The 17801-nt window shown below is 69.5% G+C and carries 16 protein-coding genes and 1 pseudogene; 4 read left to right on the forward strand and 13 right to left on the reverse strand.

Going from position 1 to position 17801, the window contains the following annotated elements; all coding sequences use genetic code 11:
- Nucleotides 1–44: 44 nt before the first annotated feature.
- The 3 genes from ACQP2X_RS35440 to ACQP2X_RS35450 all read left to right on the forward strand — a co-directional run bounded on the left by ACQP2X_RS35440 (nucleotide 45) and on the right by ACQP2X_RS35450 (nucleotide 3027).
- Nucleotides 45–938, forward strand: coding sequence for an ABC transporter ATP-binding protein (locus ACQP2X_RS35440; RefSeq protein ID WP_498689405.1), 894 nt, complete (start codon nucleotides 45–47; stop codon nucleotides 936–938).
- Complete coding sequence (locus tag ACQP2X_RS35445) at nucleotides 935–2533, forward strand: efflux permease Rv1217c-related protein (protein ID WP_498689406.1); 1599 nt, start codon at nucleotides 935–937, stop codon at nucleotides 2531–2533. The genes ACQP2X_RS35440 and ACQP2X_RS35445 overlap by 4 nt, the downstream gene beginning before the upstream one ends.
- 77 nt (nucleotides 2534–2610) lie before the next feature.
- Nucleotides 2611–3027, forward strand: a complete 417-nt coding sequence (locus ACQP2X_RS35450; RefSeq protein WP_498689407.1) for a MarR family winged helix-turn-helix transcriptional regulator — start codon at nucleotides 2611–2613, stop codon at nucleotides 3025–3027.
- A gap of 56 nt (nucleotides 3028–3083) precedes the next feature.
- Here ACQP2X_RS35450 and ACQP2X_RS35455 read toward each other — a convergent pair whose 3' ends face one another.
- Nucleotides 3084–3446 (reverse strand): DUF1330 domain-containing protein, encoded by a 363-nt coding sequence (locus tag ACQP2X_RS35455; RefSeq protein ID WP_498689409.1) that lies wholly within the window; start codon nucleotides 3444–3446, stop codon nucleotides 3084–3086.
- 141 nt (nucleotides 3447–3587) lie between these two features.
- Here ACQP2X_RS35455 and ACQP2X_RS35460 point away from each other — a divergent pair, with 141 nt between their 5' ends.
- Nucleotides 3588–4685 carry a DUF2855 family protein gene (locus ACQP2X_RS35460; RefSeq protein ID WP_498689410.1) on the forward strand — a complete coding sequence of 366 codons (1098 nt, stop codon included), beginning with the start codon at nucleotides 3588–3590 and terminating at the stop codon, nucleotides 4683–4685.
- Here ACQP2X_RS35460 and ACQP2X_RS35465 read toward each other — a convergent pair.
- The 12 genes and pseudogenes from ACQP2X_RS35465 to ACQP2X_RS35520 all read right to left on the reverse strand — a co-directional run bounded on the left by ACQP2X_RS35465 (nucleotide 4682) and on the right by ACQP2X_RS35520 (nucleotide 17800).
- Entirely contained in the window at nucleotides 4682–4897 is a 216-nt protein-coding gene (locus ACQP2X_RS35465; RefSeq protein WP_498701112.1) for a helix-turn-helix domain-containing protein, read from the reverse strand. The genes ACQP2X_RS35460 and ACQP2X_RS35465 overlap by 4 nt on opposite strands.
- Before the next feature lie 661 nt (nucleotides 4898–5558).
- Nucleotides 5559–5804: a hypothetical protein gene (locus tag ACQP2X_RS35470; RefSeq protein WP_498689411.1), complete on the reverse strand. Its 246-nt coding sequence runs from the start codon at nucleotides 5802–5804 to the stop codon at nucleotides 5559–5561.
- Between the two features lie 109 nt (nucleotides 5805–5913).
- Nucleotides 5914–6900: a sugar phosphate isomerase/epimerase family protein gene (locus ACQP2X_RS35475; protein WP_498689412.1), complete on the reverse strand. Its 987-nt coding sequence runs from the start codon at nucleotides 6898–6900 to the stop codon at nucleotides 5914–5916.
- The gene (locus ACQP2X_RS35480; protein WP_498689413.1) at nucleotides 6897–8264 is read right to left on the reverse strand and encodes an FGGY family carbohydrate kinase; all 1368 of its coding nucleotides are present in this window, start codon (nucleotides 8262–8264) and stop codon (nucleotides 6897–6899) included. The genes ACQP2X_RS35475 and ACQP2X_RS35480 overlap by 4 nt, the downstream gene beginning before the upstream one ends.
- Nucleotides 8257–9219, reverse strand: a complete 963-nt coding sequence (locus tag ACQP2X_RS35485; protein WP_498689416.1) for a transketolase family protein — start codon at nucleotides 9217–9219, stop codon at nucleotides 8257–8259. Before ACQP2X_RS35485 ends, ACQP2X_RS35480 begins: the two co-directional genes overlap by 8 nt.
- Nucleotides 9216–10094 (reverse strand): transketolase, encoded by an 879-nt coding sequence (locus tag ACQP2X_RS35490; RefSeq protein WP_498689419.1) that lies wholly within the window; start codon nucleotides 10092–10094, stop codon nucleotides 9216–9218. Before ACQP2X_RS35490 ends, ACQP2X_RS35485 begins: the two co-directional genes overlap by 4 nt.
- A 120-nt stretch (nucleotides 10095–10214) precedes the next feature.
- Nucleotides 10215–11432 (reverse strand): multidrug effflux MFS transporter, encoded by a 1218-nt coding sequence (locus ACQP2X_RS35495; protein ID WP_498689421.1) that lies wholly within the window; start codon nucleotides 11430–11432, stop codon nucleotides 10215–10217.
- 147 nt (nucleotides 11433–11579) lie between these two features.
- Nucleotides 11580–12506 (reverse strand): LacI family DNA-binding transcriptional regulator, encoded by a 927-nt coding sequence (locus ACQP2X_RS35500; protein WP_498701113.1) that lies wholly within the window; start codon nucleotides 12504–12506, stop codon nucleotides 11580–11582.
- A gap of 12 nt (nucleotides 12507–12518) precedes the next feature.
- A pseudogene (locus tag ACQP2X_RS35505) lies at nucleotides 12519–12635 on the reverse strand (LacI family DNA-binding transcriptional regulator); the annotation flags it as partial.
- Nucleotides 12636–12705: 70 nt separating this feature from the next.
- Nucleotides 12706–15066, reverse strand: a complete 2361-nt coding sequence (locus ACQP2X_RS35510) for a glycoside hydrolase family 3 N-terminal domain-containing protein (protein ID WP_498689423.1) — start codon at nucleotides 15064–15066, stop codon at nucleotides 12706–12708.
- A complete protein-coding gene (locus tag ACQP2X_RS35515; RefSeq protein ID WP_498689424.1) occupies nucleotides 15063–16100 on the reverse strand; it encodes a family 43 glycosylhydrolase in 1038 nt (345 codons plus the stop codon). The genes ACQP2X_RS35510 and ACQP2X_RS35515 overlap by 4 nt, the downstream gene beginning before the upstream one ends.
- Entirely contained in the window at nucleotides 16100–17800 is a 1701-nt protein-coding gene (locus ACQP2X_RS35520; protein WP_498689425.1) for a DUF5605 domain-containing protein, read from the reverse strand. Before ACQP2X_RS35520 ends, ACQP2X_RS35515 begins: the two co-directional genes overlap by 1 nt.
- Nucleotide 17801: the final 1 nt, after the last annotated feature.

The following is a 17801-nucleotide window of genomic DNA, read 5'->3' on the forward strand; positions in this document are numbered from 1 at the left end:
TGGTCGGCGGTCATGATCTGCTACGACCAGAGAGGCCGCCCGCCATGGACGCTGCCGCGCTGCGCGCCGAACACCTGACCAAACGTTTCCGCCGACTGACCGCCGTCGACGACCTGAGCTTCGAGGTCGCGGCCGGCGAGGTATTCGGCTTTCTCGGCCCCAACGGGGCCGGCAAGTCCACCACGATCCGCATGCTTCTCGGCCTGGCCCGCCCCACCAGCGGCCGTACCCTCGTGTTCGGCATCGACGCCGCCGACGTGCGCCGAGCGCACCGGACGCTGGCCTACGTTCCCGCCGACGTCGCGTTGTGGCCACGGCTGACCGGCGGCGAACATCTGGACCTGCTCGCCGCGACCGGCCCGGGCGTCGACCGTGCCTACCGTGATCAACTGGTCGAACGTTTCGATCTCGACCCGTCGAAGCCGGCGCGGGCCTATTCGACCGGCAACCGGCAGAAGGTCGCCCTGATCGCCGCGTTCGCCACCCGGGCCCCGCTGCTGGTGCTCGACGAGCCGACCAGCGGGCTCGACCCCCTGATGGAGCGCGAGTTCCGTCGCGCCGTCCGGGAGGCACGCGACCGCGGCCAAGCGGTGTTTCTGAGCTCGCATCAGCTGACCGAAGTGGAAGCCGTCTGCGACCGCATCGGCATTCTCCGCGCCGGCCGCCTCGCCGAGATCGCCGCGGTCGCCGGCCTGCGGGCCCTGCACCGCCGCGAGCTCACAGTGGCCTTCACCGGGACACCTCCGGTGCTGACCGGAGTGGACGGCGTCGGCCCGGTCGAGTCCAACGGTGACACCGGCCTACGATTCACGCTCAGCGGGCCGCCCGCTCCGGCGTTGCGGGCGCTCGCGGCCGCCGAGATCACCGCCTTGACCGTCCGCGAACCCAGCCTCGAAGAGATCTTCCTCGACTACTACGAGCAGGGAGCGGGGCGATGACCGCCACCGCACCGCCCGGCCGGGCGCTCACCCGGCTCGCGGTCCGGCAGGTCCGCCCGGGAGGGCCGATCGTTCTCACCGTCTCGGCCGGGATGACCGCACTTGTCGCGGCCAGTTTCGCCGAGGTCGTGGCCGACCCCGCGGCGGCGGCCGGCTTGGCGAAGATCGCGGGCAACCCGGCGATCCGGACGCTGTTCGGCGAACCGGTGGCGCTCGATCACGCCGGCGGCTTCACCGTCTGGCGCGTGGGCACGGTCGTCGCGATCCTGCTGAGCACCTGGGCGATGCTCACCACGACCCGCATCACCCGGGGCGCCGAACAGGCACGGCAGTGGGATCTGCTGCTGGCCGGCCCGGTCGGCCTCCGAGCCGTGACGCTGCGACACCTCGCGGTCGTCGGCACGGTCGTGACGGGTACCGGTATGGCGGTCGCGGCGGCTCTGCTGCTCACCACCGACCGGCCGGCCGGTGGGCTGGTGCACGGCGCCGGCCTCGCCGCGATCGGCCTGTTCAGCGTCGCGACGGCGGCCGTGACCGCCCAGTTGTTCCCGTCGAGGACCACCGCGACCGGGACGGCCGTGGCGGTTCTGGGCATTTCGCTGCTCCTGCGGATGGCCGGTGACGGGGTTGCCCCACTCGCGTGGTTGCGCTGGGTGTCGCCGCTCGGCTTGCTTGAGATCAGTGCGCCGTACGGCGCCAACCGGTTCCCGCCGCTGCTGGTGCTGACGGCCGCGACAGCGGTACTCGCCGTGGCCGCCGTGCGCCTCGCGGGGCGCCGCGACGCCGGGGACGGCATCATCGCCGGCCGTACGAATCGGCAGCGCAGCGGAGGCCTGCTGAGCAGTGTGGAGGCTTTCGCCGTACGACGGCTGCTGCTCCCACTGAGTGGCTGGGCCGCCGGTGTCGTGGCGTACTTCCTGCTCATCGGCTTGACCGCGGTCACCGTCACCGAGTTCATGGCGCAGAACCGGGCATTCACCGACGCGGCCGGGCAGGCCGGGTTCAGCCGCCTCGATCAGGTTTCCGGCTTCACCGCCGCGATTTTCGCGCTTCTCGCGCTGCCGATCGGCGGGTTCGCCGCCGTGCGGCTGCACGCGTTCATCGCGGCCGAGTCCGATCGGCGTCTCACCCTGCTGGCGGCCCAACCGGTGACCCGCGTACGCCTGCTCGGCGCCGAGACGGCCGCGACCGCCGTCGGCATGCTGGCGTTGACCGTCCTGGCCGCCCTCGCGACCTGGGCCGGTGTCGCCGTCGCCGGAGGCGGCATCACCATCGGCGCCGCGCTCAGCGGCACCGTCAACACCCTGCCCGTCGCCCTGCTCAGCCTGGGCGCCGCGGTGCTCGCCACCGGATTCGCTCCCCGCGCCGTGATCCATGCCGGCCCGCTGCCGACCACCGGCGGGTTCCTGCTGCTGGTTCTGGCCGACAGCGCCGATGCCCCCGGCTGGCTGCGGTCGCTGTCGCCGTTCGCCCACCTCGCTCCCGTGCCGCTGGAATCGGCGGACTTCACCGCCGCGGCCGTGATGGTGGCGGTGAGCGTGCTGCTCACGGCGGCCGGCCTGGCTTCCCTTCGGCGGCGCGACCTCACCGGCTGATCGCCGGCCGATGGCGGCGGAGGACCGGGGGCGGGGCGCGCGTCGGCGAAGGTCACGCGGCGTGCCAGAGTAGGCGCGTGACATCTGAGACGACCCTGTCGCCGGGAGAGGACGAGGTGGTCGGCGCCTTGCTGGCGCTCAGCCGCGCCTTCGTCGCCGAGACGGCCCGCTCGCTGAGCGGCCTCGACGAGGACGTGACGCTTCCACAGTTCCGGACGCTCGTGGTCCTGGTGTCGCAAGGACCGCAAAGGATCGTCGACCTGGCCAACGAACTCACCGTCACCTCCTCGACCGCGGTCCGGATGTGCCAGCGGCTGGTCCGCAAGGGCCTCGTCGTGCGGGAGGAACGACCCCACGACCGGCGGACCGCCTGGATCAAGTGCCCGCAGGTCGAGCAGCGTCTCATTGACGTCGAACGCGAGGACCGTCATGCACCACATCCTGCCGCGTTCCACCTGCGTACGGTGACCCCAGAGGCCGCCCTACGGCACTGACCTCAGCTCCGGCATGAACGGCGCGGCGGCACTGCGACGGCCTTTGGGGACCGTTCTCACCAGGGACGTGTCGGCTGGAGCACAGCTTCGACGAGGGCTTGCCGGCGCAGGTGGGTGATCCGTTGATAGTCGGGATCCATGATCATGTCGCGGAACGCATACCGGGTGGGGTAACGCACGAGCAGGACGGCGTCCCACTGTTGTCCTGATTCGGCGACCAGAGGGCTGCCGCCGTCACCGGCGTAGATGACCTCGACCCCATGGCGAGGGCCGATCGTCGCGCCGAACGAGCTGGCGTACTGCTGGTACAGCGGTCGGCCGCCGTCGGCGAACCGAAGCAGGTTGAGCATCACGACCGGGCTGCCGGGGTCGGTGGCGAGGAAGCCAGTGAGAAAGTCACCGTCGGGATCTATCGCCATCCGTCCGCCTCCGCTCGCAGGGTGTCAGGGTGTCAGGGTGTCAGGGTGTGAGTATCGCCGAGGACGCGGGAACACGCGCAGTGGGATTTTGCACTTACAGTGCACTTGTGTGGTGTGGTCAGGAAATCTAGCGTCCACGCCATGGCTGATTCATGGACGTTCGCCGTTGCCCGTGGCGACCTCGGCCGGACCACGGTCGTCAACGGGCCGACACCCGAGATCCGATCCGGTGAGGCGTTGCTCCGTGTGGACCGGGTCGGGTTGAGCGCCAACAACGTGACGTACGCGGTGCTCGGCGAGGCGATGGAATATTGGAAGTTCTTCCCGGCGGGACCGCACGGACTCGGCCCGGAGTACGGGCTTCCACCGCTGTGGGGATTCGCCGAGGTCGCCGAGTCGGCGGCGACCGGAGTCGAGGTGGGAACGCGCGTTTTCGGCTACCTGCCGCCGGCCGGCCATCTGGTGGTACGCCCTGAGCAGATCGACTCCTCGGGGTTTCGTGACGGCAGTGCTCATCGCGCCGCGTTGCCCTCGCCGTACAACGTCTATCGCCGCACCGCCGACGACGACGCCTATCGTGACGATCAGGAGGACCTGCTGGTCCTGTTCCGTCCGCTGTTCTTCACCTCCTTCATGCTGGCCGACCAAGTCGTCGACAACGACTGTTACGGGGCGCGGCAGGTGGTCATCTCCTCGGCCTCCAGCAAGACCGCGTACGCCGCCGCCTTCGAACTGCACGGTCGCGGACCACGGCTGATCGGACTCACCTCGCCCGGCAACACGGCCTTCACCCGGTCTCTCGGCTGCTACGACGAAGTCCGGTCGTACGACGAGATCTCCAGCTTGGAGGAAGTGCCGACGGCCTATCTCGATCTGTCCGGAGCGCCGACGACACGCACGGCGCTGAGAAAGCTTCTCGGCGATCTGCTCGTACGGGACATCGCCGTCGGCCTGACCAATCAGATCCCCAACGCGGACGCCGCGGGCGAGGTGTTCTTCGCACCGGTGCAGATGCGCAAACGACGCCAGGACTGGGGTCGCGACGCCTTGGAACGACGCTTCGCCCAGGCCTGGCTACGATTCGCCGACGCGGCGGGAACCTGGCTCGAGGTACGCGCCGGCGACACCCCCGAAGATCTCAGACGCTTCTGGCTGGACGTCTACCACGGCCACACCCCACCACGAGTAGGTCATGTCATCCGATTCCACAACGTCCGGGGCGAACACCTGAGGAGTTAGATCACCGGTAGCGGCCATCGTCCGCGAAGGGCGACGGACAATTCCCGGCGCGACGATATCCCCAACTTGGTGCCGAGATGCCACTCGACGGTGCGAGGGCTGAGAAACAGCGCGGCCGCGATCTCGGGATTGGAGTCGCCGGCGGCCGCGCGTTTGGCGATCTGCGCTTCCTGGGAAGTCAGCTCTCCGCCTGGATCGTCCAGGTGCTCGATGGGCGCCGGCGGCGCTCAACTCACGGCGGGCCCGCTCCGCGAACGCGTGTGCGCCCATGTCTGTAAAGGCGGCCCGGGCGCCCAGCAGCTCGGCCCGGCGCTCCGCGCGGCGCAGCCATTCGCCATAGAGCAGCAGGGCCCGCGCGGTCATCAGTCCGACCCGCCCCAGCCGAAACTGACTCACCGCCTCCACGTAGTGGTCCTCGGCCTCCGCCGGCGGACCGGCCAGCGCGTCAGCCAGCGCTTGCGAGCCCAGGGCCCGGGGTGTCACCGTGGCTCCCGTCAGTGAGGACAGGCGTTCTCGGGCCTGAGCGGCTGCCGTTTCTTTCACCGACCCGGGCTGCCGCCTCGGCCAGTTCGCCGAGCGACCAGCCCCACATGGAGAAATCTTCGTACTCGACCGCGGTCCGGCCGGCTCGCAGTGCGGCCGCGTGGTCACCCAGCCCGTTGTGCAGCTGCTACGCCGCTCGCTGCCTGCCACCGACAAGAACGCGTCGTAGGTTCCAGGCCGGCCCGCGGGCTGGCCTGGAACCGTGTGCGGCCATGGCCGGCGGAGAAGTCGAACACGAAGGTCAGGCGATGCGCTAAACGTTGTCGGCGCTGCCGTTGCCGGAGTCCTGGACGACCTAGGCGCCCCAGGCGCCGGCGCCGCTGAGGAGGGCTAGCAGAACCCCTGCGCGTCGTGGAACGGCCCGAGGCTCACCGTCGCGCCGTTCGCGGTCGCCGTGAACGCGAGGCTGGACGTGCTGGTGCGGGTGATCGTCGAGGCGGTCAGCGCGGGCGCCGCGGACAGCACGTCGCCGGCGGCCCAGACGCGGGTGATGGTGGCGTAGCTGCCGGGCGTGGCGGTCCGAGCTCGTCTGGGACTGGCGAGAGCAGATGATGGCTGCCCCGCTTTCTTGCCCACCGTGGACACTTTCCAGCATGGGTGAACGTCTCGGCAAACTTCCAAAGCACCCCACGGGAGGGCTACCAAACGGGAGGTGATGACCGACTTGCCCTATTAGGGCGAGTCGTCAATCCTTGACCTCGCCGAAGAGGGCGTTCTGGACGATGCGCTGGGCGGCCATGGCGTCCTGGCGCTCCTGCGCCTCGGCCAGAGCGACCGTGTCGAGCCGGTCGAGGGCGCGGTAGATGCGCTTGAGGATGCCGATGGAGGTGCGGGCCGCGTCGACCGAGTCCTCGCGGAACGGGAACTGGTCGAGCTGCCACACGCCGTCCCAGTTGTTCTTGCGCAGGGTGTGGAAGAACTCGAAGATCTCGGTCAGGTGCACGGTGCCGACGACCAGGTCGTCGTCCCAGCCACGCAGGTTGTCGTTGACGTCCATGCCGTAGAGGCGGCCGTGGTCGATGATCAGCTGAGCCGCGTCGGCCGGCGACTCGCCGCCGTACAGGCTGTGGCCGAAGTCGAGCAGGATGCCGACGTTGTCCAGGCCGATCTCCTGGATGCCGAGCAGGCTGCGGGCGGCCGAGTCCCACGTCATCTTCACCCGGGGCTCGCGCGGCTTGTACTCGATGGCGAACTTGAGGTCGGGGTGGGCGCCGGCCAGCTCGCGCATGCCGTCGACGGCCAGCTTCCACAGGGTGCGGTGGTCGACCTGGAACGGGTAGTCCCAGCCGTCCTGGCCGGGCCAGATCTTCACGTAGTCGGCGCCCAGCTCGCGCACGATCCCGGCCGCCTCGTGCATCAGGTCGAGCGCGGCCTTGCGCACGGCCGGGTCGGGGTTGGTGAACGAGCCGCGGCTGAACCGGCGCAGATAGATCTCGGGGGTGATGCCGATGGCGGTCAGGTTCTGCGCGGCCAGGGCGTCCTTGACCTCGGAGAGGCCGACGCCGGGGGTGAACGGGTAGTTGAGGTCGACCACCGACAGGTCCTCCACCTGCCCGGCCAGCTCGATCGCTTCCAGGGTGGTGCGCGACGGGCCGTAGCCGTCGGTGGCGTAACGGTCGACGTAGGTGGCGAAGTGCCACAGTCCGGCACCGAAACGGGGGTACTCGGTCATGCTGAATCCTTTGTGGACAAGGCGCGGCGGACGGCGTCGCGCCAGGCGGAACGGGCGGGCGAAGCGTCGGAGGCGGAGGGGGCGAACTCGTCGTAGGTCACCGCCGGCGTCAAGCCGCCGGCTGAGAAGGCGACACCAAGGGCCGACAGATTGGCCGTACGCGCGCGGCGCACCACCAGACCGGTCAGGTCAGCCTGGATCTGCATGAGGATGTCGTTGCCCGAGGCGCCGCCGTCGGCTAGGATCGCGGCGGCGCCACCCATCGCGTCGATGACGTCGGCCACCTGATGGGCGATGGACTCGACGGCGGCCCGGGCCAGCTGGGCCGGGCCCGAGCCCAGGGTGAGGCCGCTGATCAGGCCGACCGCGGTGTCGTCCCACCAGGGCGCGGCCAGCCCGCCGAACCCCGGCACCAGGAAGACGCCGTCGCTGGACGCCGTCGCGGCCATCTCCCCGATCTGTGATGGAGTAACGGATAGGAACGAAGCGAGCCATGCGATGGTGGCCCCGGAGGAACGGATGTTGCCCTCGGCGGCGAGCTGCGAGTCCCACGCGATCGTGAGACACACCCTGGGCGGAGCGTCGCCGAGACGCATGACCGACGAGCCGGTTCCGTAGGTGACTTTCACGCCGCCGTCGGCGGCGGCGCCGTGGGCGTAGAGGGCGGCATGCGAGTCGCCGAGGACCGCGGTGATCGGGAGGCCTTCGAGGGCTCCCCCGCGATCCCCGATGCGGCCCAGCTCTCCACTCGACGGTGTGATGGTGGGCAGCGCGGACGCCGGGATGCCGAACAGGTCGAGCAGTTCGGGACTCCAGCTGCCGTTCCGGACGTCCAGCAGTTGGGTCCGCGACGCGTTGCCGACTTCGATCTGGTGGGCGCCCGTCAAGGCGTACAGAAGCCAGGAATCAATCGTGCCGATCAGGGCGCCCGGGTTGGTGTCGAGCAGCCATCGCAGCTTGGCCGCGCTGAACATCGGGTCGAGCGGCAGCCCGCTGATCGCGCGGATCCGGGCCTCGTCGCCGCGCAGCTTGTCGCACACGCCGACCGCCCGCTGATCCTGCCAGCCCAGCACCGGGCCCCGCGGCTCGCCGGTGTGCCGGTCCCAGATCAGCGCGGACTCGCGCTGGGTGCTCAGCCCGACGGCGGTTACCGCGGACGAGTCGATTCCGTCGAGACACCGGGCGGCCGCGGTGAGGACGCTGTCGAGGATCTCTGTCGCGTCCTGCTCGACCCAGCCCGGCCGTGGGTAGCGGATGGGCACTGGGGCGGAGCCGGAGGCTACGACTTCGCCTTCGCTGGAGACCAGCAGGCATTTCGTCGATGAGGTGCCTTGGTCGATCGCCAGAGTCAGCCCGTCAGGCATCGGAGCGGGCCAGCTCGGCGGCGGCCTGCCGGATGTCGCCGGCGGTCAGCCCGAAGTGTTCGAGCAGGAACGCTGTGCTGCCGGTGGGGGCGAACTCGCGGTGTACGCCGAGGATGCGCATCGGTACGGGAGCCGGCTCGCTGACAACGATGGAGGCGACGGCGGCGCCGAGCCCTCCGGTCGTAGTGGCTTCTTCCACGGTGACGATTCCACGTGTCTCCCGCGCGGCCTGACGTACTGCGTCCTCGTCGAGCGGCGCGATCGTGGACATGTTCACCACCCGCACCGAGATGCCGTGGGCCGCGGCTTCTTCGGCGGCTTGCAGCGCGCGGGAGACCATGGTGCCGGTCGCGATCACGGTGACATCGGTGCCGTCGCGCAGGACGGTGGCGTGCCCGAAACGGAACGGGTGCTGCTCGGTGACCGAGGGGACCTTGAACCTGCCCACGCGCAGGAACACCGGGGTGGCTGCGGTCGCCGCCCAGCGCACAGCGGCGCTGGTCTCGGCCAAATCGGCGGGAACGACGATGCCGAGCCCGGCGATCGCCCGCAACCAGGACAGGTCTTCGATCGAGTGGTGGGTGGGTCCGAGCTCGCCGTAGGCCATGCCCGGGCTCATCCCGCACAGGACGACAGGCGATTGGCTGTACGCGACGTCGGCTTTGATCTGTTCCAGGGCGCGGCCGGTGAGAAACGGGGAGGCGCCGCACACGAACGGCACGTAGCCGAGGAGGGCGAGGCCGGCACCGACGCCGACCATGTCCTGCTCGGCGATGCCGACGTTGATCAGGCGGTCCGGGAACTCGGCGGCGAAGGCGCTGAGGTTGCTGGAGCCGACCGAGTCGTTGCAGACCGCTACGATCCGCTCGTCGGTGCGGGCCAGAGCGACCAGTTCCTCGGCGAAGGCGACTCGACAGTCGAAGGTCTCGGGTGACGAGAGGACGGGCGCGGTCATCGGGTCAGCTCCGCCACGGCCTGCTCCAGCTGCGCGGCGCTGGGTACTTTGTGGTGCCATTCGACGCGGTTCTCCATGAAGGAGACACCCTTTCCTTTGATGGTGTTGGCGATGACGCACAGCGGACGCTCGCCACGCGGCGCGGTGAAGGCTTCGAGCAGGGCGACATGGTCGTGACCGTCGACCTCGGCTACGTCCCAGCCGAACGCCTTCCACTTGGCGTCGAGCGGGTCGAGCCCGGCGGTGTCCTCGGTGCGGGCGCCCTGTTGCAGGCGGTTGCGGTCGACGACCGCGGTGAGGTTGGTCAGGCGGCGGTGTCCGGCGGTCATCGCGGCTTCCCAGTTGCTGCCTTCCTGCAGCTCGCCGTCGCCGAGTACGACGTACACGTGCCGGTCTGAGGAGGCGAGCCGTCCCGCGATGGCCATGCCGACACCGACGGGTAGGCCGTGGCCGAGTGGGCCGGTGTTGGTTTCCACGCCTGGCACCTTGGTCCGGTTCGGGTGCCCGTTGAGGGCCGAGAGCGGGCCGGCGAAGGACGTCAGCTCGTCGCCGCCGAAGAAGCCGGCGGCGGCGAGGGTGGTGTAGAGCGCGCCTGCCGTGTGGCCCTTGCTCAGCACCAGACGGTCACGGTCGTCCCAGTCGGGCTTCTCGGGGTCGATGCGCAGGACGGCGAACACGAGGGTGGTGAGGATGTCCAGGACGGAGAGGTCTCGGCCGACGTGGCCGAGGCCGGCCCGGCGGATCATCTCGAGGTCGGTCAGGCGGGACATGTCGGCACGCTCGCGGAGCAGATCGCCGCTTCGGTGCGGGTCGACGGCGAGCTCAGCGCGGAACCGGCGCCAGGCGGTGGCGGCACGAGGATCGGCGACCAGCATGCAAGTCCTCCAAAATTTGTGCAACGTTCTACACAATTGAGGTTAGAGACGGAATCGAAGAAGAGTCAAGGGCTTGGCGCGCCCCACCGAGCTGCACGGAGGGCCCCGTCCGGGATTGAATCATCGCGTTCGACGCCACCGGGAGCCGCCGGTAGGGGCATGCGCAGAGGAGACATCGACCTGATTTCGTACCAGTGTCCAGAACAAGGCCACCGCGATCGTCATGGTCAGGCCCATGACCAGCCCAATCGGCCCGATCGAACCCACGCCGAGCGCGCCCGCCAAGGGTGCGGTGGCGCCGGCCAGTCCGAAGTTCGCGGCACCCATCAGCGCTGCCGCCGTTCCGGCCCGTTCCCCGTGCGGCGCCATGCCGATCACCTGCAGGCACGGGCCGACGGCCCCGGCCAGGACGAAGTAGGCGACGGTCACGATGGTCACGACCGCGACGTTCTCGCCGGCGAAGGCGACGAGCAGCAGGGCGAAACCGAGCGCGGCCAGCATGGGCAGGACGTACCGGAGAACCCGGCGAGGCTCGATCCTGCCCAGGAGGCGTGCCGTCGACTGTGCTCCGATGACAAATCCGACGGCGTTGGCCGCGAAGACCGCGCTGTAGGACTGCGCTGAGAGCCCGTACGTGTTCTGGAAGAGAAACGATGACGAACTCATGTACGTGAAGACACTGGACACCAGAAGGCCCCCGACGAGAGCGGCGCCGACGAAGCCGCGGTCGGTCAGCAGCAGGCGATAACGTCGAGCCGGTGGGTCCGGCCGGTGAGATGGCGGGGCCGTTTCGGGCAGGCCTGACGCACCGATGGCGAGCGCCAGCAGTCCGTAGAGCGCGATGCAGCCGAACAGGCCGCGCCAGGACATAGCTTGCAGCATCAGCGAGCCGAGAAATGGTGCCACGACCGGGGCCAGACCGGTCACCACGGCAAGGCGCGCGGCCATCCGAACGAACAGGCCGCCCTCGTAGAGGTCGCGCACCATGGCCAGGGCGACGACGCCGCTGCCCGCGGCGCCGGCGCCTTGGAGCAGCCGAAAGACGAGCATCGCTTCGACCGTGGGCGCGACGGCGACGCCCAGGCTGCCGATGATGTGCAGAGCTGTCGCCACCAGCAGCGGTTTCCGGCGGCCGACGCCGTCGCTCCACGGGCCGATGACGAGCTGGCCGAGCGCGAACCCGATGGTGGTAGCGGTCAACGTGAATTGGACGGCGGCGGCGCTGGTGCCGAAATCGTCCTGCACCAGAGGGAAAGCCGGAATGTAGAGGTCGACCGTGAACGGACCGAGAGCGACGAGAAAGCCGAGGACGAGCAGGGTGCGGCGTGACGAATTCATGTGACCGGGGATGACCTGTCCGATCGGGCAGCCGTTCAACGGCTGCGCATTGCCCCCGGAGGGTCGTCGCCGGCGGTCCCGTGCAACGTTCTACAAGAACGGTAGACGGGCCGCCGTGTCAGCGTCAAGGCACTCGGCGCGAACGGATCAGACCGCAGTACTGACGCCGGCCGCCGCCGCGGTCGTGCTGCGTGCCATCAGTCGCGGCGCGATGAGGTAGTGCACCGGCCGGGCTCGCCCGTCGAGGCGCTCGAGCAGAAGCCGCGCGCTGCGGGACCCGGTGAGATGGGCGGACTGGTCAATCGTCGTGAGCGAGATCCGGCCGATCGTCGACATGTAGATGTTGTCGTACCCAGCGACGCTGAGGTCCTCGGGAACCCGCAGTCCTCGTTCTTCGGCCGCGCGCAGCACACCCAAGGCCGCGATGTCGGCCCCAGCGAAGATCGCCGTCGGCGGGTTCGGGCGGGACAAGGCCTGTTGTGCGGCCTCGTAGCCGCCCTCTTCCGAGTATCCGGTGACGATGACGTCCGGCTCCAGACCATGCCGTCTCATGGCCGCCTCGTATCCGTCGAGTCTTGGCGTGTGAGACAGAACGAACGGCCGCTCCAGCCCGCCCGAGGGCTGGCTGGTGTGCACGATGCGCCGGTGCCCGAGAGCCACCAAGTGGTCGACCATCATCCGTGCGCCCTCGAAGTCGTCGTCGACGATCGTGTCGAAGTTCTCGGCACCGCCGTGCCGGGCGATGACAACCGTTGGCAAGCCGGCTCCCAGCTCCTCCAGCCACGCCTGCTCCATCCACGGCGCGATGACGATCAAGCCGTCCACCTGCCGGTCGACAAGAGCCTCGATGCTGCGCTTCTGCCGCTCGGGCGAGGTGCCGCCGGCGATGAGAATCTCCTGGAACGGAGTGGCATCCAGTTCGGCGGTGATGCCCCCGACGATCTGGGGCTGAAAGGGCGAGGACAGCTCGATCAACATCACGCCGACGGTGTACGAGCGACCACGCATGGCCCGGGCACCGGTGTGCGGGCGGTAACCGAGCGTCTCGATAGCCGCCGTCACCTTCTCCCGCATGCGGTCACTGACCCCGTACGCGTCCCGGACAACCTTGGACACCGCCGAGACCGACACGCCCGCCTCGCGTGCCACGTCCTGAATCGTGGCGCGACGGTCCGCAGCCGGGGAATCCGGTGAAACAGCCATGTCTCGCTCTCCCGAGGTTGTACGCGCCTCGATCCTACGGGCGGCACCACCTGGGAGAGAGCGGCTGCCGCTATGCCAGCCGGGACAGGAAGGACCGGTCCGGTCCGGCGACCACGCGTTCGGGTCCCCGGACGGCGAACGCCCCGGTCAACGAACGGTCGTTGGAGTCGAGGCCGACGAAGACGTCGACCGGCGCGGGTTCGACGGCGACCTCGCGGGCGAGGTTGGTGTAGGCGAGCTGCGAGGCGTCGACCTCGAAGGTGACGCGACGACTCTCACCGGCGGCAAGGTCTACCCGGGCGAAGCCTGCCAGTTGTTGCGCGGGCCGCGTGACCGGCGAGGTGTTCACCCGCAGGTAGAGCTGCAGGACCGTCGCGCCGTCTCGGGAGCCGGTGTTCGCGACGGTGGCGCTGATCCGCGCTGTGCCGTACGTGTCGATGTCGGGACCGCAGTCGAGGTCGCTGAGCGCGAACCTGGTGTAGCTCAGCCCGTGGGCGAACGGCCACAGCGGCGTGGCCTCCAGGTCGAGGTAGTGCCGGGAGACGCTGGGCGGCAACGGGTTGCGGTAGCCGGAGCCGGCCTTCTGGTGGTGGTAGACCGGGATCTGGCCGCTGTGCCGGGGCACGCTGTACGGCATCTTGCCGGACGGATTGACGACGCCGAAGAGCACGTCGGCGATCGCCTGCGTGCCGAACGGCCCGGCGTACGGGGCCACGACGATGGCCGCCGCGTCCTGGATGACCTTCGGCAGCGCGTAGGCCCGGCCCTGCACGAGCACGACCACGAGCGGGGTGCCGGTGGCCGCCACCGCCTCGGCCAGCCGCACCTGAGCGGCCGGCAGGGTGATGTCGGCGGTGTCGCTGGCCTCGCCCTCGGTCCGCTCCCCCGTGAACCACAGGCTGGCCCCGCCCAGCGCCAGCACGACGACGTCGGCCGCCCGCGCCGCCTCGACCGCCGCGTCGAGGGAGCCCAGATCCTCGGTCAGGGTGCAGCCGCGCTCGACGCTCACCGTGCGGGCGCGGTCGCGGATCTCGGCTGCCAGCGAGGGAGCCAGGCGGTTGCCGTCCCACGGCCCGAACAGGGCCGAGTACCAGGCCGACACGGTCTCCTCGGCGCCGTTCATGGTGCCGAGTTCGCCGCGCATCACGGCTTCGTTGGCTTCGCGCCAGGACGCGTACGTGTAGGTCGGGAACTGGAATGTCGGGGCGTCGGCGTGCGGTCCGATGACCGCGATGTCGAGCCCACCGGGAGCCAGCGGCAGGATGCCGTCGTTCTGAGCGAGCACGATCGAGCGCCGGGCCAGCTCGAGTGACAGGTCGGCGCCCTCGCTGGCCGCGGCGGCCACGTCGATGCTCTCCACCGGGTACGGATGCTCGAAGAGCCCGACCTCGAACTTCGCGCGCAGCACCCGCCGCACGCACTCGTCGACGTGCCGGACGTCGACGGCCCCACGCTCGACCTCGGCCGCGAGCACGTCGCCGTAGCCGTACGGATTGGGCATCTCGACGTCGAGCCCGGCCCGGATGGCCAGCCGGCCCGCCTCGGCGGGGGAGGCAGCGATCCGCTGCCGGTCGACGAACTGCTCAAGCGTCGTGTAGTCGGAGGAAACGAAACCCTCGAAGCCAAGCGTGTCGCGCAGCAGATCCTGCAACACCTCCGGCGACGCTCCGGCCGGCACACCGTCGACGTCGGCGTACGAGTTCATCACCGATCGCAGCCCGGCCAGGCGGATCGCCGCCTCGAAGGGATAAGCGAACAGGTCCCGCGTGCGCCGGGCGCCGGACTCGAAGGCCGACAGGTTCAGGCCGCCCGGCGGCGCCGCGTACCCCAGGAAGTGCTTGCCCGTCGCCATCACACCCTGCGAGAGATCGCTTCCCTGCAGACCGCGCACATAGGCCACCCCCAAGGCCGCACACAAGTACGGGTCCTCACCGAACGTCTCGTGCACGCGCCCCCACCGCGGATCGAGGGCCACGTCGAGCACCGGCGACAGCGCGTGCATCATCCCGGTCCGGCGCATCTGCCGCCGGATCAGATCGGCCATCTCCTCGACGAGCTCGGGGCTCCACCCGGCGGCGAGGCCGGTCCCGGACGGAAACACCATGTGCCCGCCGTTGAGGAAGCCGCTGAGCGCCTCGGCGTGGAACAGCACCGGAATCCCGAGCCGGCTCCGAGACAGCACCTGCTTCTGGATGGTGCCGACCATCTCCGCCAGCTGCGCCGGGTCGTCGAGGATCAGCTGCGCCACGTGTCCCGGCGGGTTGCGCAGCACGTCCTCGGCGCCGTCGGAGTCGGTGCCATCGGCCTTCACCAACGACCACGCCATCCGGGCGGTGAGCTGATGACATTTCTCGGCCGTAGTCATCTCGGCCAGCAGCAGCTCGGCCCGATGGCCGGGCTCCAGACGCTCGTCCTGCCAAGCAAATCTCATGCGTAGTCCTCGACGCGCCATTCGTCGTGCCAGTCGAGGAGGGCGCGTTCCCCGTCGAACCGGAAGGGCAGCCAGACGTAGTCCGCGATCGACGTGTCGATCTCCGTGAGCTCGGACCACGGGCCGTCGTGATGGCCGCCGAACGGGGCGAACCGTTCGGCGTGCATGGCGATCGCTGCCTCGCTGGATTCGGTGTAGCGCGGCAGCCAACGGTCGGCCAGCGCGATGTACAGGTCCTGCTTGTGCGGATGCCGGAATACCGAACTGACCTGCGACTGGTACGAGCTGCGACTCGCGTCGCCCGGGTGCGGGTCGCCCAGCACCGTCCACGGGCCGTGATAGCTCGGGGCGACGGCGACCTCGGATGGGTTCGGGTAGTAGCCGGTCGTGCCTGAGGTGACGAGATAGTGCCGGCCGTGCCGGGCGAAATAGGCGGGTGCCTCCCGGACGTATGGCGGTTGCACCAGCGGGAAGTGGGTGGAGTAATACCCGGTGACGCCGGTGTAGTCGTCGGTCAGGTCGGCGCAGATCAGCTCGCTGTGCACGCGCTCGAAGTAGTAGTAGCCCTTGCCGTCGGTCGGGTCGACAACCAGGTCGAAGTCCCCGGCGTTCATGCCCAGGGGCTTCAGATCTTTCACGACCATTTTGTACGGGCCCAGAATGTCGTCCGCCACGAGGACTGTCGAGCGTTGCCCGGCCGGTGACATCACCTTGATCCAGCACATGTACTGCCCCGAGTCGGGGTGGCGCAGGATGTGCGGCCGGTCCAGCGACATGGCCGGGTGCAGCGGTGAGGACGGATCGTCCACGTCGGGCGCGATGATCAGGCCGCGGTCGGTCCAGTTGTAGAGATCGGTCGACGAGTAGCAGCGGACGCCCCAGTGCCAGATGCCGCTGCCCGGCGTCGAGCGCTCCTTGTTCTCGCCGTACCAGTAGAAAGTGCCGCCGACCTCCATCAGCGACCCGCCGTGGGCCTGGATCCGCTTGCCATCGGTGTCGAGCCAGACCTGCCCGGGCGTGAAGGACGTCCGCATCAAGCCTTCACCAGCCGCACGCCCTGGAACGACTTGGCCGGCAGAGGTACGACCACGAGCGCCTCGTACGTGCCGGGCAGCCGCTCGACGGTGCACTCCCACGTGTCGAGGACGTCCACGTGCCAGCGGCCCGGCGGCAGGATGACATGCCGTTCCCGAGGCCGGCCGAGACCGTAGTAGTTGACCAGGTACTCGTCCTGCACTCCGGCCCACGGCAGGTCGAAGCCGGACGGCACCGGCTCGAGCACCCCGGTCGGCGAGGCGGCGACGATCTCGGCGAGAAAGCCGATCCGTTCCGGGCTCGTGCCGGTCAGCCGGCCGCCCTTGGCCCACCAGATCTTCTCCTCGGCGTTCCAGTAGGTCTCGCCGTGCCCGACGTAGCCGCCGCGGACCGCGCCTTCCCAGAAGCGGCGCAGCATTTCCTCGCCGGTGAGGTTGCCCCAGTCGTACTCGATGTCGCCCTCGTATCCGGACTCGTCGATGACCACCGGTTTGCCCCACCGCTCGCGCCAGCCGGTGACCTCCTCGACCCGGCTGTGCTGAATGCTCGCGTGGGTGATCCACGGCCGGGTGTGGTCGAAGTGCTCGATGAAGTTGTGAATGGATACCAGATGCCCGTGCGGGTCCTCGGCGGCTACGGTCTCCCCGATCCGGTCCCAGTCCGCGATCGTTTTGCGGGGCACCGCGTCGTATTCGTTGGCCAGCGAGAACCAGACGTTGGCATATCCGGCCAGCCGGCGGACGACGTAGCGGACCACCCGCTCGTCCACGGCCGGGCCCAGATCCGAGAAGCCCCACTTGTCGTACGGGTGGAACAGGATGATGTCGGCCTCGATGCCGAGCTCGCCGAGGCGGCGCACCTGCTCGTCGAGACGGGCGAAGAACTCGGTGTCGAACCGCGCGTGGTCGGAAGCGCTGGGGAACGGGAACCGGGCGGGCTCCTCGTTGTTGAAGACGAAATGCTTGGGGAACAAGCACATGCGCAGCTTGGTGAAGGGCGACGCGGCCAGCGTCTCCAGGGTTTCCGCCTGCGTCTTGTCGTCCTGGTGGTTCCACGCGTAGGCAGTGGTTCCCCACGGCCGGTATCGGGTCCCGTCGGCGTAGGCGAAGTGGAAGCCGTCCACGCGGACCGGCCCGTGCGCCCCGTCGGCCGCCGGGCCGACGGTCACCTCACCGCGGATCCCGTCGAGCGACGGGGTCGTGGCCGAGGTGACGAACTGCCAGGTTCCTTCCTCCTCGGCGAGCACGCGCAGCCGGTAGATGCCGTCGCCGTCGTAGAAGCCCCCGACCGTCCAGGTCCGCTCGCCGCATCGGAACTCGGCGGTCAGCTCGACGTCGACGAACGGGTTGCCCTCGCTCGGTCCGTGCAAGGCGATCTCGAGCAGTCCCCATCGGGTCGGTGAGCCTACGACGGACCATGGCGCCGAGGAACGCGTCGCCCCGGCATCCACCGGCGACGGTGTGATGGCGGCATCATGCTCGTGGAGGAGGATCGGCGACATCAGCGCGTCGATCTCGGCCCAGAACGCCTCCCGGGCCGCCTCGTCGTCGCGCAGGCCGGGAGTGGCCCGCAGGAACAACACAACAAGCAGTTCGCGAAGCTCGGGCCGGTCGACGGTCTGCGGCAGGTACCGCTCGAGCACCGGCCGTCCGCCCGGAGCGTCGAGCACCTGTCCGACGGTGATGAGGTGAGTAAGCACA

This window comes from Actinoplanes sp. CA-131856, assembly GCF_050956135.1.
Classification (GTDB): domain Bacteria; phylum Actinomycetota; class Actinomycetes; order Mycobacteriales; family Micromonosporaceae; genus Actinoplanes.